This is a genomic window from Chryseobacterium sp. KMC2 (assembly GCF_016756935.1).
Lineage (GTDB): Bacteria > Bacteroidota > Bacteroidia > Flavobacteriales > Weeksellaceae > Chryseobacterium > Chryseobacterium rhizosphaerae.
This window is the reverse complement of record NZ_JAESIT010000020.1, coordinates 1-17,883: the sequence shown is the minus strand read 5'-3', so window position 1 is coordinate 17,883 and position 17,883 is coordinate 1. Positions and strand designations below refer to the sequence as shown.

15 protein-coding genes are annotated in these 17,883 nt (G+C 35.2%); 7 read left to right on the top strand and 8 right to left on the bottom strand.

The features are described 5' to 3' along the window. Positions 1-50 precede the first annotated feature (50 nt). The 5 genes from ruvX (at position 51) to JML65_RS19250 (ending at position 3,673) form a co-directional block, all read left to right on the top strand. Positions 51-467, top strand: a complete 417-nt coding sequence (ruvX, locus tag JML65_RS19270; protein WP_047493204.1) for a Holliday junction resolvase RuvX — start codon at positions 51-53, stop codon at positions 465-467. After that, a complete protein-coding gene (def, locus tag JML65_RS19265; RefSeq protein ID WP_047493205.1) occupies positions 464-1,036 on the top strand; it encodes a peptide deformylase in 573 nt (190 codons plus the stop codon). Before ruvX ends, def begins: the two co-directional genes overlap by 4 nt. 76 nt (positions 1,037-1,112) lie before the next feature. Further along, positions 1,113-1,670, top strand: coding sequence for a DUF5606 domain-containing protein (locus JML65_RS19260; RefSeq protein WP_084086817.1), 558 nt, complete (start codon positions 1,113-1,115; stop codon positions 1,668-1,670). Positions 1,671-1,973: 303 nt separating this feature from the next. Continuing rightward, positions 1,974-2,741: a nucleoside triphosphate pyrophosphohydrolase gene (gene mazG, locus JML65_RS19255; RefSeq protein WP_202271761.1), complete on the top strand. Its 768-nt coding sequence runs from the start codon at positions 1,974-1,976 to the stop codon at positions 2,739-2,741. A 59-nt stretch (positions 2,742-2,800) separates the two neighbouring features. Beyond that, positions 2,801-3,673 (top strand): hypothetical protein, encoded by an 873-nt coding sequence (locus JML65_RS19250; protein ID WP_047493229.1) that lies wholly within the window; start codon positions 2,801-2,803, stop codon positions 3,671-3,673. 63 nt (positions 3,674-3,736) lie between these two features. Here JML65_RS19250 and JML65_RS19245 read toward each other — a convergent pair whose 3' ends face one another. Then, positions 3,737-4,216 (bottom strand): hypothetical protein, encoded by a 480-nt coding sequence (locus tag JML65_RS19245; RefSeq protein ID WP_052188721.1) that lies wholly within the window; start codon positions 4,214-4,216, stop codon positions 3,737-3,739. Positions 4,217-4,448: 232 nt separating this feature from the next. Then, complete coding sequence (locus JML65_RS19240; protein WP_202271760.1) at positions 4,449-8,165, bottom strand: metallophosphoesterase; 3,717 nt, start codon at positions 8,163-8,165, stop codon at positions 4,449-4,451. 26 nt (positions 8,166-8,191) lie between these two features. On the opposite strand from JML65_RS19240, the gene JML65_RS19235 reads away from it, so the two are divergent. Together JML65_RS19235 and JML65_RS19230 are read left to right on the top strand one after the other, a co-directional pair. Further along, entirely contained in the window at positions 8,192-9,367 is a 1,176-nt protein-coding gene (locus JML65_RS19235; RefSeq protein ID WP_047494313.1) for a Pycsar system effector family protein, read from the top strand. A 106-nt stretch (positions 9,368-9,473) separates the two neighbouring features. Next, a complete protein-coding gene (locus tag JML65_RS19230) occupies positions 9,474-9,998 on the top strand; it encodes a hypothetical protein (RefSeq protein ID WP_123863307.1) in 525 nt (174 codons plus the stop codon). A 29-nt stretch (positions 9,999-10,027) separates the two neighbouring features. Here JML65_RS19230 and JML65_RS19225 read toward each other — a convergent pair whose 3' ends face one another. From JML65_RS19225 to JML65_RS19200, 6 genes are all read right to left on the bottom strand, one after another. After that, a complete protein-coding gene (locus tag JML65_RS19225) occupies positions 10,028-12,328 on the bottom strand; it encodes a GAF domain-containing protein (protein WP_115918147.1) in 2,301 nt (766 codons plus the stop codon). 194 nt (positions 12,329-12,522) lie between these two features. Further along, a complete protein-coding gene (locus JML65_RS19220) occupies positions 12,523-13,080 on the bottom strand; it encodes a hypothetical protein (RefSeq protein ID WP_202271759.1) in 558 nt (185 codons plus the stop codon). 32 nt (positions 13,081-13,112) lie between these two features. Then, positions 13,113-13,565 (bottom strand): hypothetical protein, encoded by a 453-nt coding sequence (locus JML65_RS19215; RefSeq protein ID WP_202271758.1) that lies wholly within the window; start codon positions 13,563-13,565, stop codon positions 13,113-13,115. 39 nt (positions 13,566-13,604) lie between these two features. Continuing rightward, complete coding sequence (locus tag JML65_RS19210; protein ID WP_202271757.1) at positions 13,605-14,198, bottom strand: hypothetical protein; 594 nt, start codon at positions 14,196-14,198, stop codon at positions 13,605-13,607. Between the two features lie 64 nt (positions 14,199-14,262). Then, positions 14,263-15,426 carry a hypothetical protein gene (locus JML65_RS19205; protein ID WP_115918139.1) on the bottom strand — a complete coding sequence of 388 codons (1,164 nt, stop codon included), beginning with the start codon at positions 15,424-15,426 and terminating at the stop codon, positions 14,263-14,265. A 3-nt stretch (positions 15,427-15,429) separates the two neighbouring features. After that, the coding region (locus JML65_RS19200) for a peptidoglycan DD-metalloendopeptidase family protein (RefSeq protein ID WP_202271756.1) at positions 15,430-17,883 on the bottom strand (2,454 nt) is incomplete at its 5' end.

Sequence of the window (17,883 nt, the reverse complement as noted above, 5' to 3'; positions counted from 1 at the left end):
AAAACTGCGTTATGAATAAAATCATTAAATTTTACTAAATTTGCAAAATTATGGGACAAATCCTTGCGATAGACTATGGAAAGGCGCGTTGTGGCATTGCTGCAACAGATGATATGCAGATTATAGCCAGTGGACTGGATACTGTAGAGACCCGTTTTCTCATGGAATTTTTGAAAAAATATTTCAGCGAAAATAAGGTGGATGAAGTAGTAGTTGGGCTTCCCATAGATTTGAAAGGGAATATTTCAGAAGTGGAAACGGATATTTTAAAATTCATTGAAGAATTTAAGAAAGAATTTTCGGATATTGCAGTCCATCGTTTTGATGAAAGATTTACTTCCAAAATGGCCTCATTTTTTATTTCCCAAAGTGGGAAAAGCAAAAAAAAGAGACAGGAAAAAGGATTAATAGATAAAGTAAGTGCAACAATCATATTGCAGAATTTTTTAGAACAAAGATTAAGATGATTTTACCGATAAGAGCTTTTGGGGATCCTGTTTTGAGAAAAGTAGGAAAAGATATAGATAAAGATTATCCCGAATTACAGGAATTACTGGATAATATGTTCGAAACGATGTACAGTGCAAATGGCATTGGTCTTGCTGCACCTCAAATCGGATTGGATATCCGTCTGTTTATAATAGATGTGACGCCCCTTGCGGATGATGAGGATTATGAAGATATTAAAGATGAGTTGGCAGAGTTCAAGAAAGTGTTCATCAACGCCAGAATTCTTGAAGAATCAGGGGAAGAATGGAAATTTAATGAAGGTTGTCTGTCTATTCCGGATGTAAGAGAAGATGTGAAAAGAAAAGGAACCATCGTCATTGAATATTATGACGAAAATTTTGTAAAACATACAGAAACTTTTTCCGATATTAGAGCCCGCGTAATTCAACATGAATACGATCATATTGAAGGGGTTTTATTTACCGATCATCTGAGTGCACTGAAGAAGAAGCTCGTAAAGGGAAAACTGACAAAGATCTCTCAAGGTGAGGTAAGCATTGGTTACAAAATGAGATTTCCAAAATAATTTAAACAAGGATTAAAACGAATAATAAAAGGCAAAAAGCTGAAAGCTGATTGCAGAATTTACAAAAAATAAAATTATGCTGTTAGAAAAAATAATTTCAATTTCTGGAAAACCAGGACTTTTCAAATTAGTTTCTCAATTAAGAAACGGATTCATTATTGAAGATGTTACAAACAAGAAAAAAGTAAGCATTGGTAACTCTAGCCAGGTAAGCTTATTGGATAATATTGCAATGTTTACATTTGATAAAGAAGTTCCTTTGTTCGAGGTTTTTGAAAATGTTGCTAAAAACAATGATTATAAAGAAACTATTTCTCACAAATCTTCTGATGCTGAATTGAAGGAATTTATGTTGTCTTCTCTTCCTAATTATGATACAGAAAGAGTATACGCATCTGACATCAAGAAATTGGCTCAGTGGTACAATATTCTTCACAAAGCGGGGTATATCACTCCTGAAAGCTTTGTAAAAGCAGAGCCTGAAACTTTGGAAGGTGAGCCTGCAGAAGAAGTGAGCATTGAAAAGGAAACTAAAAAAGCTGCTCCTAAAGCAGAAAAGCCTGCTGCTCCAAAAGTGAAAGCTACTTCAGCTGCAAAATCAGCTCCGAAAAGTACACACACTAAAAAAGGATAATCCAATCACCGGATTTTACAATACAACCTTGTTGAGAATTTTCTTGACAAGGTTTTTTCTTTTGTGGAGGAGAATCAAGATGCCAGACTTCAGATATTGTATGTTTTGGATACAACTTTAAGCCAGGAGAGAATTCTGCTTAGCAAGTGAATAGTTGCTATCTCTAAAAATTAACAAGTGTAGCGGATTGACCATTCACAATTCCTCTGCTTCATACTTTCAACCCTTAACTTTCAACTCCAAGGCTTGCACTAAAGTCAAAATAACCCTTACATTTGTATAAGTTTGAATTTCCCATTACTTATGAATACAAAACAGGAAAAGCTGGAAGCTTTCGGAAGACTACTGGATATTATGGATGATCTGCGTGAAAAGTGCCCGTGGGATCAAAAACAGACCCTACAGTCGCTTCGTCATCTGACTCTTGAAGAGACTTACGAACTTTCAGATGCAATACTTCAGGAAGATTTACAGGAAATAAAGAAAGAATTGGGAGATGTATTGCTTCATCTTGTTTTCTATTCTAAAATAGGATCTGAGAAGGGAAGTTTTGATGTTGCAGATGTGATCAATTCTCTTAATGAAAAATTGATTTTCCGTCATCCTCATATTTATGGGGATACTGAAGTAAAAGATGAAGAAGAGGTAAAACAGAACTGGGAGAAATTAAAATTAAAGGAAGGTAATACATCTATCCTTGGAGGAGTTCCGAAAAGTCTTCCAAGTATGGTAAAAGCCTACAGAATCCAGGATAAGGTAAAAGGGATTGGTTTTGAATTTCATGATGCGGAAGATGCGTGGGCAAAGGTAGATGAAGAAATTCAGGAGTTTCATGAGGAAACAGATCCTGATAAAAAAGAACAGGAACTGGGAGATGTGTTTTTCTCATTGATCAACTATGCAAGGATTTCAGGCATTAATCCTGATTCTGCACTGGAAAGAACAAATCTGAAATTTATTTCAAGATTTCAAAAAATGGAAGTACTGGCTAATGAGCAGGATTTAAAACTTGTCGATATGTCCCTTGAAGAAATGGATGTTCTTTGGGAAAAAGCAAAGCTTCTTTCATAAAGTCGTATTTGGAACAATTAATGCTTCTTATTTTTATTACAATTTTAAAAAAATACAACATGTTGAGATTTCTTATTTTACCTATTTCACTTTTACTGAGCTGCAATCCTAAGGCGCAGAATCAACCCACTAATGATGATAAATTGAAAGTACAGTATACCTTACCTAAAAAGTTAAAGGAAGTTTCCGGGATTACTTTGTCTCAGGATAAAAAAACTGCCTGGGTCATAGAAGACAGCGGAAATAAAAATGCTGTATACGGACTTAATGATAAAGGAGAATTGATGGCCCGTATTCCGGTTGAAAATGCTGAAAATACAGATTGGGAAGATATTATCTCAGATGCACAGGGAAATATATATATCGGAGATTTCGGTAACAATGATAATAGCAGGCAGGATCTTGCTATTTTGAAAACCGATCTGAAAGATATCACTCAGACAACCACCAAAGTGATTCAGACGACAAAATTTCATTATGAGGGACAGACAGAATTTCCTCCCAAAAAATCAAATTTATTATATGACTGCGAGGCTTTTGTAGAAATGGATGGTAATTTCTATCTTTTTACTAAAAATAGAAGCAAGGGTTTTGATGGAACCTTCCTTGTTTTTAAAGTTCCTAATAAAGAAGGGGACTTTGAAGCGAAATTAATCGGAAGATTAAAACTTGATGGAGGTTATAATGATGCTGCTATTACTTCTGCAACAATTAACAGTACCAAAGATAAAATTGTACTGCTGACTCATAAAAATATTCATGTTCTTACCGGGTTTACAGCAGAGGATTTCAGTCCTGCCAAAGTTCAGAAAATACCATTAGATCACAATTCGCAAAAAGAAGCCATTGTTTTCCTTAATGACAAAACACTAATAATTGCTGATGAAAGGGCTAAGACCGAAGGAGGAAATGTATACCAGCTTGCTTTTTAAATGCATTAATATTTTATAAATAGAAAACCACAGAAAATATCTGTGGTTTTTTTGTTGATTTATTTAAGGTTTCTTTTTTAGAATTCTTGTAGGTTTTTGAATTTCATTATACAAAGCTTCCAATTCTTTAGGCGGATGACCTGAGTCAAAAGTTGCAGAGGTATATGTTGTCCCGCCCGAAGTAATAATAATGGTAGTAGCCAAAGCGCTATCAGAATATCTTCCTGTTGTGGGGGATTGGAGTTTGGATATAGAAGATAAATCAAGTGCTTCTGCCTGTTTGGAAATGCTTTCCCATTCAGAAGGAGAGATAGAAGAATTGGTTGGGTCTGCATTATTGGAGGTGTAGACTTTAGAGGTAGCTGTGAAAGTCACACTATCATTAACTCCTCTTGTTTGTTCGATTAATTGTACTTTTTCAATTTTCCCTTGTTTTGTATTTATGGTTAAATTTTTTCCGTTGTTTTCACTTTTATTTTGATTAATACAACTTATAATTGAAAATATGAATATAAAATTAATTAATATAAAATGTTTTTTCATTGAATTATTTTTATGTAATTGGTGTTTTTTGTTGTGTGTTTTTGTTTAGCTTATGCCTTTGTTTATGTATATCCTAAATTATAAAAAGAATATGAGAAAAGCTGCTATTTCAATTTTTTTATGCTATAAAAATTTCTGAAAGTATTAAATTCATCAAGAAATAGTACAAACATATTTATAAATAAAAAAACTCAGGGCAACCTGAGTTTTTTTTATTTCGTTATTTATTCATTTAAAATTTCATTCCAATACCTGCTGAAATCCTTCCGCCATCTGAACCGTAAAAATAGTTTAACCTTGCAGAGATCATTTCGGCAAGACTTAGCCAAACGCCTGCCCCTGCAGATTGGTGCCATTTTCTTGAATATTCACCATCATTCCATACACGTCCGATATCGTAGCCTACCAAAATTCCCAGATTAGCAGGGATAATATTATTTCTGATTCTTCCAAAATCCCATCGGATCTCTGAATTATTGATAAAGTATGATCTACCGGAGAATCTTTCATTTCTGAATGCTCTCATTCCATTGTTTCCACCAATAGTTGCAGCCTGATAAAACTCAAAACTATCATTATTAATCCACATGGCATGACTGGAATTGGCAAAAACAAAATTTCCTTTTTTATCAATTCTGTGGTCAATGGCCAGCTTACCTTTCAGGGTGAGGAAATTTCGGTTAAAATTTGATAAGATTGCTTTCCAGTCGGCATTAAGCATGAATTCCATTCCAAGGGTAGGGAAGGCTATATTATCTGAATTTTTATAGCTGAATGTATAATTGGCCCCTACAAACTGCTGGCTACTGAAGACTTCAGGTCTTACATCGGGAGATTGGTTGATGAATCTTCCTTCCTTTACCTGTACTTTATTGTCTTCAAAGGTAAGCTGAATCTGATGATTAAGATTCATCCAGCTTTTCTTGGAGATTGAAGGAGCTACATTGAATTTGGAAATTCTGGCTCTATTGTATTCTCTTTCTGTATTTTCTTTGTCATATGGGCTTTCATTGGATAAGCCAAAGAAGTTCTGAGAAAACCTTGGTGTGGTATAGGCAGCATCTATATTGAAATCCCATCCTGAAATTGCCTGTTTGAAAATCCCTTTATAGGTAAGACTAAACCCAGCCGTAGCAGTATAGAAGTTGGCTTTTAAACTGTGTTTTTGGGTGTAGGGATCGCGAATAAAGTTATTCACGGTATAATTAGCTAAAACACCAACAATTACCCCGTCATCAGGGTTATAGTCAAAGTTAGGATACCCGGCAAATGAATTGTATTTCGGGTGTTTATAATTGTAGCTGTTGAGGTCATAATCATCAGAAATATTCTTGGTGGCATTGCCGGCATTGTAAGTATTCTTCTGTGATTTAAAATCATAGATTTTCACTTTTCTTCCGTCTGCCACATTATATACATCGTGGTTATATCCACCAATCAATCTGATATTCATCTTAGGATTTCCGGTTCCTGTTACTTCATAAATGTCGTCATCTTCCAGCCCATAAATCCATAGTTCTTTTGTTTTTGAATCATCATACGTTTTTTCAAAAACCAATTCATTTTTATCTTTGTTTTTACCTAATTTATACTGTTGTACAAGTACAGACTTCCCATTCTTTGTAATGACGAATTTATCAGGATTTATGGTTCCTGCCAGTGGAACTTTTTTCTGAAGTACATCATAATAGTCAAAAGCGTAATTCTGTAATTTGGTTTTTCTTATTTTCAGTTTTTTCTGAATATCGGCAATGGTTTCGTCCTGTACTTCTTTGGGAAGATTTTTGAACGCTTCATCAATATCGGAATCGGTAAGATGTTCCTGGATGTATTTTGCCTGTGCTACCCATTCTTCCTGTGTAGATCCTTTTAGAAATACCAAATCCATTGGATAAGGCTCCATACTTAGCCATTTTACACTACTGATATCATCTGTGAATGTTTTCATATGGCGGATGGCCGGAACATTCATAATAAGTTTGAATGCAGCTCCATCATATTTACTGAAAGCCTGATCCCTGTCTTTAGGGATTGGTTTATAAATCACTTTATCACCTTTCTCATATTCAGCCCATTTCCATTGATCAGAATGGCGGTCCCAATCCCCGATTAGCATATCAAAGATCCGGGCTCTCATATAGGATTCTTTATCAACAGAATATTTATAGTTTTTGATAAGGTTTTTCAGTACATCATCAGTTGATACAATATCTTTTGCGTTATCCAGTGAGGCTAAGGTTTTGGGATCTGAAGAAAAACGTTCCTCAATCATGTACAGTTCATCTCCATAGTTTTGGTTGTATCTTCCTAAAGCCTGTTGCTTAGGAATATAATACAATTTTGGATTGCTGTGGAAAATCCCCAGCTTATCCGCCATATTTCCAACTGAAAAAGGAGTGAAAGGGTGATTGGTGGTATAAAAGTCTAGTAAGAACTTTTCAGGAAAAGTATCGGTAAGTTCCTCTCCAAATGTACTTTTGGTAAAAGCCATATTGTTGAGAAAGCGGATAGCGCTTTTTTTCACACCCCGCATTACAAATTCCTGTCCGTCTGAAGATTGTAATCTTAAACTGTTTGATTGATTTCCTCCTCCTTCTCTGAAAGGGATAAAACCACCATTAAGTTCCGAAAGATTGGCTGTAGGAGCTTCAACAGGGATTCCATAATATCTTCTGTAGTGATCTCCCCAAAGCCACCTGTAGAATTTTCTTTTTTGGGTTAGCTGGAGTGGATAGATAGTGGAAGATATTGTTGACGGAAAAGAATTTGGAAAGTTATTCACAAACACATCCGGTTTTGAAATGACTGAGATCTGAGTCAGCTTCTGAAGCTGTGTATCTTTTGTTGAAAAGAATTCAACATCGGTACTTTGGTCATTTCTGATATTTAAAACGGCAAAACCATTTCCTCCATAAGAAAAATCTGTTTTTTCAACAATGGTAGACGGATCAATTTTGGAACCTGCACCACTGATGATCTGTCTTAGATTTCCATCTTCATGATATTGAAGATTGTGATCATGTCCGGAAACAAAGATGATATTTTCTTTATCCTGAACAATACTTTTCAACCGGTTGGCAAGATCTGCATAATGCTGGTTATTGATATCCTGAAGGCTTGCTCCCGATGAACTTCTCAATATATTGATGGCGCTGGCCACAATGGGAACAGGGATTTTACTTTTAAGAGGGTAGAGATGAGATTTTGCAGAGCTGAATCCTGCATGAGTTCCACTGCTGATAATGGGATGGTGCAGGGCCACAATAATTCTTTTGCCCTGATTTTTGATGACCAGGTCTTTAAACTCTGTGAAAAAATCTTCACGGGTTTTTATATTGCAGTTTTTATTAATTCCCGGGTAGTTATCCCAGTTGGCAATAACCCATTCCGTATCAATAGCAATTAATTTAATATCCTTGGATACGTTGATATCATCAATAGGGCAGCCACTTTTAGGTAAAAAGGGCTTTTTATCATTGAAATAACTCTTTACAAAAGCTTCCTGGGCTTTTAATCCATCCATACCGCTGTACCAGTCGTGGTTTCCCGGAATCACCAATGTTTTTCCTTTGAAGTTTTTTGTGATAGAAAGCTGATTGTCGAGTTTTTGTTTGGCAAGATTATAGTCTTTATCAGTTTCTTTAGGCATTCCATTAGGGTAAATATTATCACCCAAAAAGATCAGCATAGAGTTGCTGTTTGCCGAATCCAGCTTGCCTTTCAGTAAGTTCAATGTTTTCTGTGCCTGAACTTCATCTGCGTTTCCGGCGTCACCAATCAGGAAAAGCTTAAAATCGTTTTCAGATTTTATATCAGAATCTTTTACTTCAAATAAGTTTTTGCCTTTTTGTACGTTATAGGTTGCACAGGAGTAAAGGGCTCCTGCGGATAATACTGTCCTTAGAACAATAGAAGTATTTTTTAGATGAGTTTTAAAGGATAAATTCATAAATTTACAATAACAAAAATTCAGGAATGAGCATTCTACACAAAGCTAAAAATTATGTTGAAATCTTATTCAAAGATAAGTTATCTTCGGTATATTTTTATCATAATTTTATTCATACTGCCTACACCGTAAACAAGGCAGAAGAAATCATGAAAAACACTCCTGTTTCCGAAGCGGATCAGGAGAAGGTACTTGTGGCACTTTGGTTCCATGATACCGGCTACATAGAATGTGCGATGAATCATGAAGAGAGGGGGGTAGAGATTATGAAGGATTTTTTACATCAGGAAAATTACCCTGAAGACTATATCGGAGATGTTGAAAAGCTGATCCTGGCAACAAAAATTACTTATGAACCTCAGAATCTACTTGAAAAAATAGTGAAGGATGCTGATTTCAGTCATTTTGCCGGTCATGATTACAATGATATTTCTGATGCCTTGAGAAAGGAATGGGAACTTACCAATGTAAAATGTTTTTCTAACGACGAATGGAACGCCGGAAATCTGGATATGCTGAAAAACAGACATACTTTTTATACAGATTATGCGAAAGAAAACTGGGAACCTTTAAAAAATAAGAATATCAAAAAGATTGAAAAAAAGCTGGAAAAAGAAGCTGAGAAGAAAGAAGATAAAAAAGATAATTCTGAAGGGAAAAAAGAAAAGGAAAAATCTGACAGAAGCGTAGATACGTTATTCAGGGTAACCCTTAATAATCATACGAGATTGAGTGATATTGCCGACAGTAAAGCAAATATTCTGCTGTCTGTAAATGCCGTGATTATTTCCGTATGTCTTTCCGTATTGGTTCCGAAGCTGGACGCTCCTAAAAACTCACACCTGATTCTTCCGAGTTTTATATTGCTGTTGTCCAGTGTACTTACTATCGTCTTTGCGATATTATCTACTAAACCCAATGTTACTAAAACGACGTTTACTCCTCAGGATATTGCTAACAGAAAAGTAAACCTGCTGTTTTTTGGTAACTTCCATCAAATGTTATTTGATGATTATCACAATGCTATGAAAGACCTGATCAAAGACAGAGATTACATTTATGATTCTATGGTTAAGGATCTCTATTATCTCGGCAAAGTGCTTGACAGGAAATACAAGCTGTTGTCTATAACGTATAAAGTCTTTATGGCGGGGATTATTATTTCTGTTCTGTCTTTTGGCGTTGCATTCTTTAGCATTTAACCCAAAAAATATATTATAATGGTCAGCCGGCGTTGAGTTGGCTGACTGTTTTATTTACAGTGAAGAGGATTTCTACTTAATGAAGCTTTTATTGAAAACAGGAAGTATGAAAAAAGAAATATTGGCACTGATATTATTGTCTTTCCTCACCAGTTGTGTCACAACGAGAAAATCAGTAACATATCATATTTCAACTTTAGAAAATATAAGAACATTTCAACCAACAAAAGAAGAATCTCGGATAATTGATTCATTAAAATCGGAAGCTATAACGTCTTTAGAGAAATGTGTTAAAATTCATGGTGCTGCTTGTATTGATGACGTGGAATTAATGGGTCTGCATGAAGCTAATTTTAAAGGTGGAAATGCTAAATTTCGGGAGAGAATATTTCAAAACTTTAAAATTCCGAAAAATGCGAAAAAAGGAGAGAATAGGTTTCGTGTAACAATTGGTAAACAGGATACTATTGAAAATGTAGATATTCTAAGTTATACTGATGACGATACTAAAAAAGAGATTGAAAGGATTTTCAAATTAATAGAACTCAATGCTTGGGTGTCAGCAAAAGTACACAGGTTTCCAATAAAAGAGGAATTCGAAATGAGCATTTTTATTGATGATAAAAAGTAAACATATCATGAACAGTTTACTGTTATTTTTTATTTTAATGAAACTCTCAGTGCCAGCAACCCTGTGATCCCCTGAAGATCTTCAACTTTTAGAAATTCTACATTAGGTTGTAAAATTTCTTTGTTCTGAAGTTTTGAGATGTATTCCAGGTATTCCTTCTGGTTTTCCATCCCGAAATAAACAATCGTGATTTTTCCGGGAGCGGTAATTCTTTCCGAAGAGTCTTTCACATGGGCTTTATCGAGACGTTTTTTTATGATTTCATAATAAGAATTGTAAGCACCATCTACATCAAAGCGTTTTTCATCCATTCTGAATCGGATGTCTATTTTTTCATTGTATACAAAGATCAGTGAAGCTATATCCAACTGAATCGGAAGGTCCTGTTTAAAGGACTGAAACTCGATTTCCATTTTGCAGATGGTTTTTAGCTGCGAATATCTTAGCTTGTGAACTACTTTTGACGTGTAATGAAGCTCCGGAGCTATGGTAGTACCAATGTACAGGTTGTGTTCCACCCCATCAGACTTAAATCTTTCATAATAATGTGGAAAGATCTGTTGAGCTTTCACCTGGCTTTCATCCAGCATATCTGCCAGCTTCCTGTTGACAAGAGTGATAGAATCGTCCAGTTTTTTTCTGTGATTATAAAACAAGTCAGTTTGAACCCGTACCTGCAGGAAGTAATCTTTAATTTTAGCTTTTAATTCTCTGGATGATCTTACCTCCAGCTTCCCCTGTAAGAACGGATGGATTTCTTCTCTCAATAATCTTTGAAAACGCTGCTCGGTGTCAGCTTTGATTTCATTATTCAGTTCATTTTCAAAAACATCTAATGCCAGCATAAACTTTTCAGAATCAGAATTGGTTAACGTTAAAATATCGATTAACCATTCAATCTGCTGGTTGAGGTCCTGAAGCATCAGTTTAAAACGCTTTTCCGAAGAAGAACGGATGTCTGAAACTCCAAATAAAGGGGTTAGATTTTTAAATGATATTTCCTTTAAAGTATATATTTTTTTTCCAAGCGATGCTGTAAAATATTTCTCAGCTTCATTTCTGAATTTCCATACCACACTGTCATGAATAGAGGTATATTCACGTTGGATAATCGCTTCAATCTGGTAGTTTTTCTCAAAGTAAAATCTGCTTAAAGAGAAGAGGATCATATCGGAGAAAAACTCCATTTTTTTAAGTTTTAAGCCATTAAAACTTCCAGCCAGAGGAGATGTGAATTCCATGATCGCAAGGAGTTCATTATCTTTCATGATGGGAATGACCATAAAACTGTTGACATTATTGTCCTTTAATATACTGAAAGAAGGAAGCTGTCTGACATTTTCATCCAGATTATTGACATTGGAAACGACAATGGGTTTTGAATTGTGGTTTAAGTTATTGAACGTGTTTTTACGTGTTTCTTCATCAAATGTATTGATCCAGAAATCAAGGATATGATTGGTTAGAAGACTTTCGTAAATCGGGAGTTTATCAAGTTTCTGTTCTTTCTTATTGAAGGTCATCAATCCGAAATTAAGATCTGATACCTCAAAATAGGATTTGAAAATTTCAGTCAGGTTTTCATCCGGATTTAAATCTTCAGGATCAATCTCTATCATACTTGATTTCAGATCTGATAAGGCGACTTCGGAAGTGCAGTCTACCAGTGAAATAATTGTAAACCCCTTTAATATCCAGGATTGCGAAGGGAAATACTTTTTCCACAATTTAAAGTCATCAAGATTTTCCAACAGCATTTCCAAAATATCATCCGATGGTATTTTTGCCTCTTCTGTGGGATAAATTTCAGTAAAGTCTGAATTTACTGTTATTTTATAATGTTTCATGATTCCCTGTTTATTAGGGATATCATAATAAAAAGGGATTGTACTTTTGATATCTTTCTTAAAGTAGCTCTGAAGAATCAGGCAGCAGCAGAAAACATAAAATTCATTGTCACTAATATTTCTAAGCTCTATCTCAAAGTCTTTTCCGGCGTCCTTAAGGATGTTTTTAAACCTTTCAGTATAATTAAAAGTAATATTAGAAAGGGGAATGCTTGCTGCTTTGATCTCATTATGGGTAAGGCCGGTAGGGAAGAGGTCAGCAAGGAGAAGCCTGATAAGGTCTTCATGTTTTTCCAACAGGGTGGTATCCTGAAAGCCTTCTTTAAGCTCAGTGAAATTTTTTGTCCTGTCGATAAGGGATTCAGCATAATTGACCCGGTACTCTAGACGGTCGTTATAACGGATATGCTCCAATACATCCAAATATTTTTTGAACGATATATAAACCTGAAAGGGAGAGTCTTTTTTGTAAAGATTAGCCAAGTGCTGAAATTTAAAGTAAAGTTATGAAAAAAGTTGTCTTCAATAGGTCTGAGACAACTTTTATTATTTTAAAAATACATTAATTGTTTGGTGTTCAGAGTTTCTGATTTTTATGATAAGTACTAGAATTTAACATTATATCCCAGTATAAACTGTGCTCCGAAGATGTTGAAATGTTGAGCATCATGGCTGGATTACTGATATCTACCATTAGATGTTACCGTATTATAAACTTCATCATACGTTTTATCTGACAGTTTTTCAATTTCATATTTTTCACTGATTCCAACTATTGATTCCATTAAGTCACCTTCCATAGTGATTGTACCAGATTTTTTAGATAGGGTAAGAGATTTCCCATCGGAAATATCTTTTAGTCTGAGTTCATCTTTTGATTCGCTAAATATTTCTAATTTTTTTTGAACATTCTCCACATAAGAATCGATAGAAAGTGTTGCACTTTTCCCATGGATGTGTAGATGAATCTGTCCCCAGGCTCTGGGATCTGCAGTTTCATCTTTTAATCTTAAAAATGAACCTGAATATTTCCCATTCCAGATAGATCCTGTTTCCTGTACAGAAGCTTGACCTGGATTTTCTTCCGTTTTTGTTTTCTGTATTTGCTGCCCTGTGACAATCTTCTCACGCCTTGGACTGGAATTGGGTTCGGGAGTGTTTTTATTACCATGGGTTTCCTTGCAGGAAATAATCTGGAGAGCACTAACGAGCAATAAAATTTGAGATACTTTCATATTATTATGAGCATTTTTTATGAAAGTTTAATTTATTTATTACATTTCACTAACGTTGTAGTATTTCCTTGGCTAAAAGGATTGTTAATAAATAGTTCTTCTTTTTCAAAACCTAACCAATGTATTGATATTTTATTTTCATCAATACCCTCAATCACTGCAATCACATCTCCTTTTGTAAGTGAAGTGATTTTTTTTACATCTACTCCTTCTCCAATAATATTTGTTCCTATATATTTTATTAATTTGTAATCTGGGGAAATTTCGACCATCATCTTTGAAACAAGTTTTGTATTATTAAACATGTTTAATTCTCCCTCGTTCTTATTATAAAATAAAATATTACTTACATGATCATCAGTATTGCACTTAGTTTTCCATATTCCTAAAACATTAATTTTATTTTTATTATATGACTGTGCGTTCCCTTCCAATGAGAAGAGAAAAATAAATAACAATATAAAAGTGATATTGTTTACCTGCATTTTTTTATATCAAAATTACTTTGTCTGTAATTTTTAATTTTAAGGAGAACATCTTTTTAGAATGATTTCTTTGGTTTTGCTTTCCTGCTGGAAATTAGTTTCTTTACATTCTCTCTGCTTTGTTGTTTTGTTGTAAAATCCGTACCAGTAGAAAAGCATAGTATTTTCATCAATTATCTTCAGATATGCTATAGGTTCATTATTTACATATTCTTTCCAGTTGAGCCCTCTTCCAATGTTTCCGATATCTTCCGGAACTTCTTTTAGTGTATAGGCAATACCTTTTTCAAAATCATATTTCTTGAGTTCTTTCATATCGATATAAATTTGATTGTACAAAACCGTCAGTGATGCCTCATTGCCATCGATAGATAAGCTTCCGGCTCCTTTTTTACAGTCTACCTGCCAGTTTCCATCAGGAGAGTATTCTTCTTCTTTTGGGGAGGTTTTATCTTCAACACTTTTTATATTTATTGGGCCTTTTGATTGTTGTAAAGTATCATTTTCCTGTATTGAATATGCTACTGAAGTATCAGATTTTGTTTTTTTAATTTGAACAACCTCTTGTTTTTTTTCTTTACAGGAAAGTAGTAATAAAAATCCAATTGTATATAGTATTTTACGTACGCACATCGTTTAAGGAGAATATGTTTTTATCACTTTGCCATCATTAGAAACCTTAATTATTTTAGAAAAACTATTTTAATTTTTGAAAAAATTCAGCAGTTACATCTTCAAATTTAATTTTTCCGAAGTTCTTTTCTGTCCAGACCTTCATTGGAATACTTCTTTCATGATTGCTCTTGTCGAAATAGCTTTCCCCATATTTATGGAGGTAAATTTCATTTCCGATAACCTTAAAGGTGATATATGCGCTCACCAATACATTATAATCTGAGCAGTCCTGATGCTCGATCGTAAAGTAATTATTTTTCACCGCCACTGTACTGAAGCCCTCAGAAATACAAGTATTTCGTTTTTCAAAAACCAAATGGTCATTGCTTTTCCATAAGGTATTCCCTTTGTAGATCTTTATAGGCAGATTAAAATGCAGCTGGTCATATGCATCTTTATCTGAATTGTTTTTTAAAACTTCAATTCTGTATTTTATCTGATCGTTATTGAAGCTTGCATTAGCGTTAAAGACAGCCTGTTCTGTGGTTGAGCCTGCTATATTTACAAGAACACGAATTTCGTCCAAGCTTTTATACTGTGGCGTATAAATTTCTTTGATGACCATATCAGGCTGCGATGTACTTCCCTTAAAATAAATGAATGGTAATTCACGTTGATCCTTAGGCATTGTATAATCACCATCCCTTTCAAAATTGTTGTTTAATGAAACCAGGATTTTCTTGTCAGCATCTGTTACCAATTCTTTTATATCTCCAGGATATCCCCAAAATGTTTTTCCAGGATATCGGGTATCCTGTAGGGCTGGGTTAAAGTAGAGCAGGGGAATTTGTTTTCCATTTTGAATGTCATAGATGACGTAGTCAATTCCATCTTCATACCCAATAGCTCTGATGATTTCATATTGTTTATCATTATCAATATTTATCAACCATTTTTTGTTGATAGAACCCCATGGATAAGAGAATTGATACAAAAGTTTACCATTTTTAAACCAATACTCATAAGATGTTGTAGCATCAGCATCTGAGGTTGTTATAACTGTTTCCTGTTCATTGTCACCATCAATATCAATCTTTTCTTTACTTACTACTTTCTGATCTTTGGGAATAAGCTGTTCAATTTTAGGGTCTCTATCAGAGGGCTTATTACCGATTTTCTGTCCTGAAGTTTCCTTACAGGATAGAAAGAATATGTTAACAATGATAAGGTATTTTGAAATTTTCATAAATTATAATCCATTTTGTGAGTTACGATCAGGGTTTGTTTTAACAGATTTTCCAAGTTCCGGTATTTCAGTTAAAGGGTTGAATGAAGGTTTAGACATTTGTTCTGTACGAACTTCAAAATGCAAATGTGCCATTTTTGAAGCTTGTCCTGAGGCATTACCTGTTTGTCCGGTTTTCCCGATTTCCTTACCTGCCTTAAATTGCCCTGTTTTATATTCTGAAAGGTGACAATACATAAAGTAGTATTTTTTTCCATTGTAGGTTCCTTCTAAGAATGTTCTGTGGCCATATCCTCCCGGATCAGCCCTATAGGTTACTTCTCCATCAATACAGGCATATACCGGGGTTCCAACTGGTGCATACAGGTCTAAACCATCATGCTTGCCACCTGACCTTCCATGGAAATCACTTTTCCCTGGTGACCACTGGGTGTCTGAGTACCATCCTCTTAATTCCATATTATCAAGTGGGTTATGCCATGCGGAATCTGTCTCAGCTTCATTACCATTGCATTCGGATACTTTAAAAACTCGGACCATTTGTTGTAAATGTCCCCATCTAGCCTCTCTGGATGAAGTATTACTGTTGACGATATTTACTATGTTATCAAAGTTTTTTCTTGCGATTCCTTTTTCAGCTTCGCTTTGACAGCCATAATCTTTCCAATAAGCCATACTGGCTACGGTACCTTCGTTTAAATTATTGATATTATCAGCATCTATAGCTATACCAAAGGCAGGATAATCACTGGTTAATCGGGCATTTATTTTATCATACTTTTCTTTCCCTGTTATCTGGATGATTCCACGTCCTCTGTATTTCCATCCATCACCACTGGCTGCATTCCCGTTACCATTTCTGTTAGCATATGCATTATTCGCAATCGCTACCGGATTGGAAGGGTGCGTGGCTGTTCTTCCGTCTCTGTCAGAACGTTCTCTATTGTGGTGATAATAGCTAAATAAGACATCATATCTATTCTTTTTAGCATTCCATACTCCTTTATATAAAGCATCCGCTGAGTATCTAAGGTTCTCTCCATCACTAACATTCATTGATGTACCTATTTCTTCTCTTACCTGAGCAAAGAAATGTGCTTTTTGTTGACAGGTATTTAACCCTAGTTTGCTATTGGCTTTATTAAAGGCTTCTTGTAGTGTTTTCTTTTTATCCTCACTTGCGCCAGTAAATATAGCATTAAGTTCTTCCATTGTTAAAACTCCACAACGTGGACACTTTTTAGAAATTTCAAAATACGCTCCCTCTTTATTCAGGAACTTCTTATCATGTTGTTTCTCACCCTGTGCTTTTGCGTGTAGATACAGGAATTCCGGCACCTTTTTCAGTAATTTAAAGGTGATAGTATCTCCGGCTTTGTAATCCTTTATGGTTAAAACTTTTCCTATTTCTTCTATACTGGAGGTTTTGCCCTCTTCTATTTTAGGGTTTTTGGCATTGCCTTTCTGGGCATTTGTGAGGATAATTTTTGCTGTGGAAGCCTTTTGTGTTTCATTAGTTATGTTGGTAGTACTTCCAAATGTATAGGTATAGGTTCCATCTTCTTTTCCTTTGCTGATCTTATCTTTCCACTGTTTCAGCTCTTCTTCGGATTTCGGACGGAGGTGAATAGGAATTTTTACGAGATTGTCTTTTACGGTTCCTGAGAATTCTGTTTTTTCGGTTCCCGGAACTTCTCCTCCGGCAGGCGTTTTCTGTTCCATTTGTTCTTCAGTAATTTCCAGAACAGGGAGAACAGCATCTGCTGAACCTTTGATAATTCCGTCTTTTTCTTTAATGGATATGGTGACCTGTTTTCCGTCCAGAAGCATAGTTCTGGCAACCAGGTAGAGTTTATCATCCAATGGAGCACTGTCAACCTTTTTAAAATCGACCCCCAGCTTGAAGGTTTTAAAAGTTACAGTCTTTTGATTGGTTGTATCTTTTCCATAAGCTTCGGCGGTTAATGCAGCAGCAATCACTTCAAGAGTGGTATATTTCTTTGAGGATTTCAGGTTCTCTTTAATTTTATTAAGAATGGTTTGGGCCACTTTATTTTTTTCTTCTGCAGTAGCTGTTTTGTTGCCACTTTTGCTTCCTCCGAAAGTATAGGTATGAGTTCCGTCCTCTTCTCCTGTTTTTCTGGTATATTCTTTTTTTGCAAAATAGGCATCCAGAAGGTCTTCAACCCTTACCTGATTGATGACGGTAGGAGAGACTCCTCCTGATGGTGGTGGTGTTACCGGTTGGGTGTTATTGATTTGCCCATGAGCTGTTTGTGGCTCAGGATACTGTTGAGGTGACGGAGCAGGTTGTTGTTGAGGTTGTTGAGGTTGTTGTTGTTGTTGTTGTTGTTGTTGTTGTTGTTGTTGTTGTTGTTGTTGTTGTTGTTGTTGTTGTTGTTGTTGTTGTTGTTGTTGTTGTTGTTGTTGTTGTTGTTGAGGTTGACCCGGTGCAGG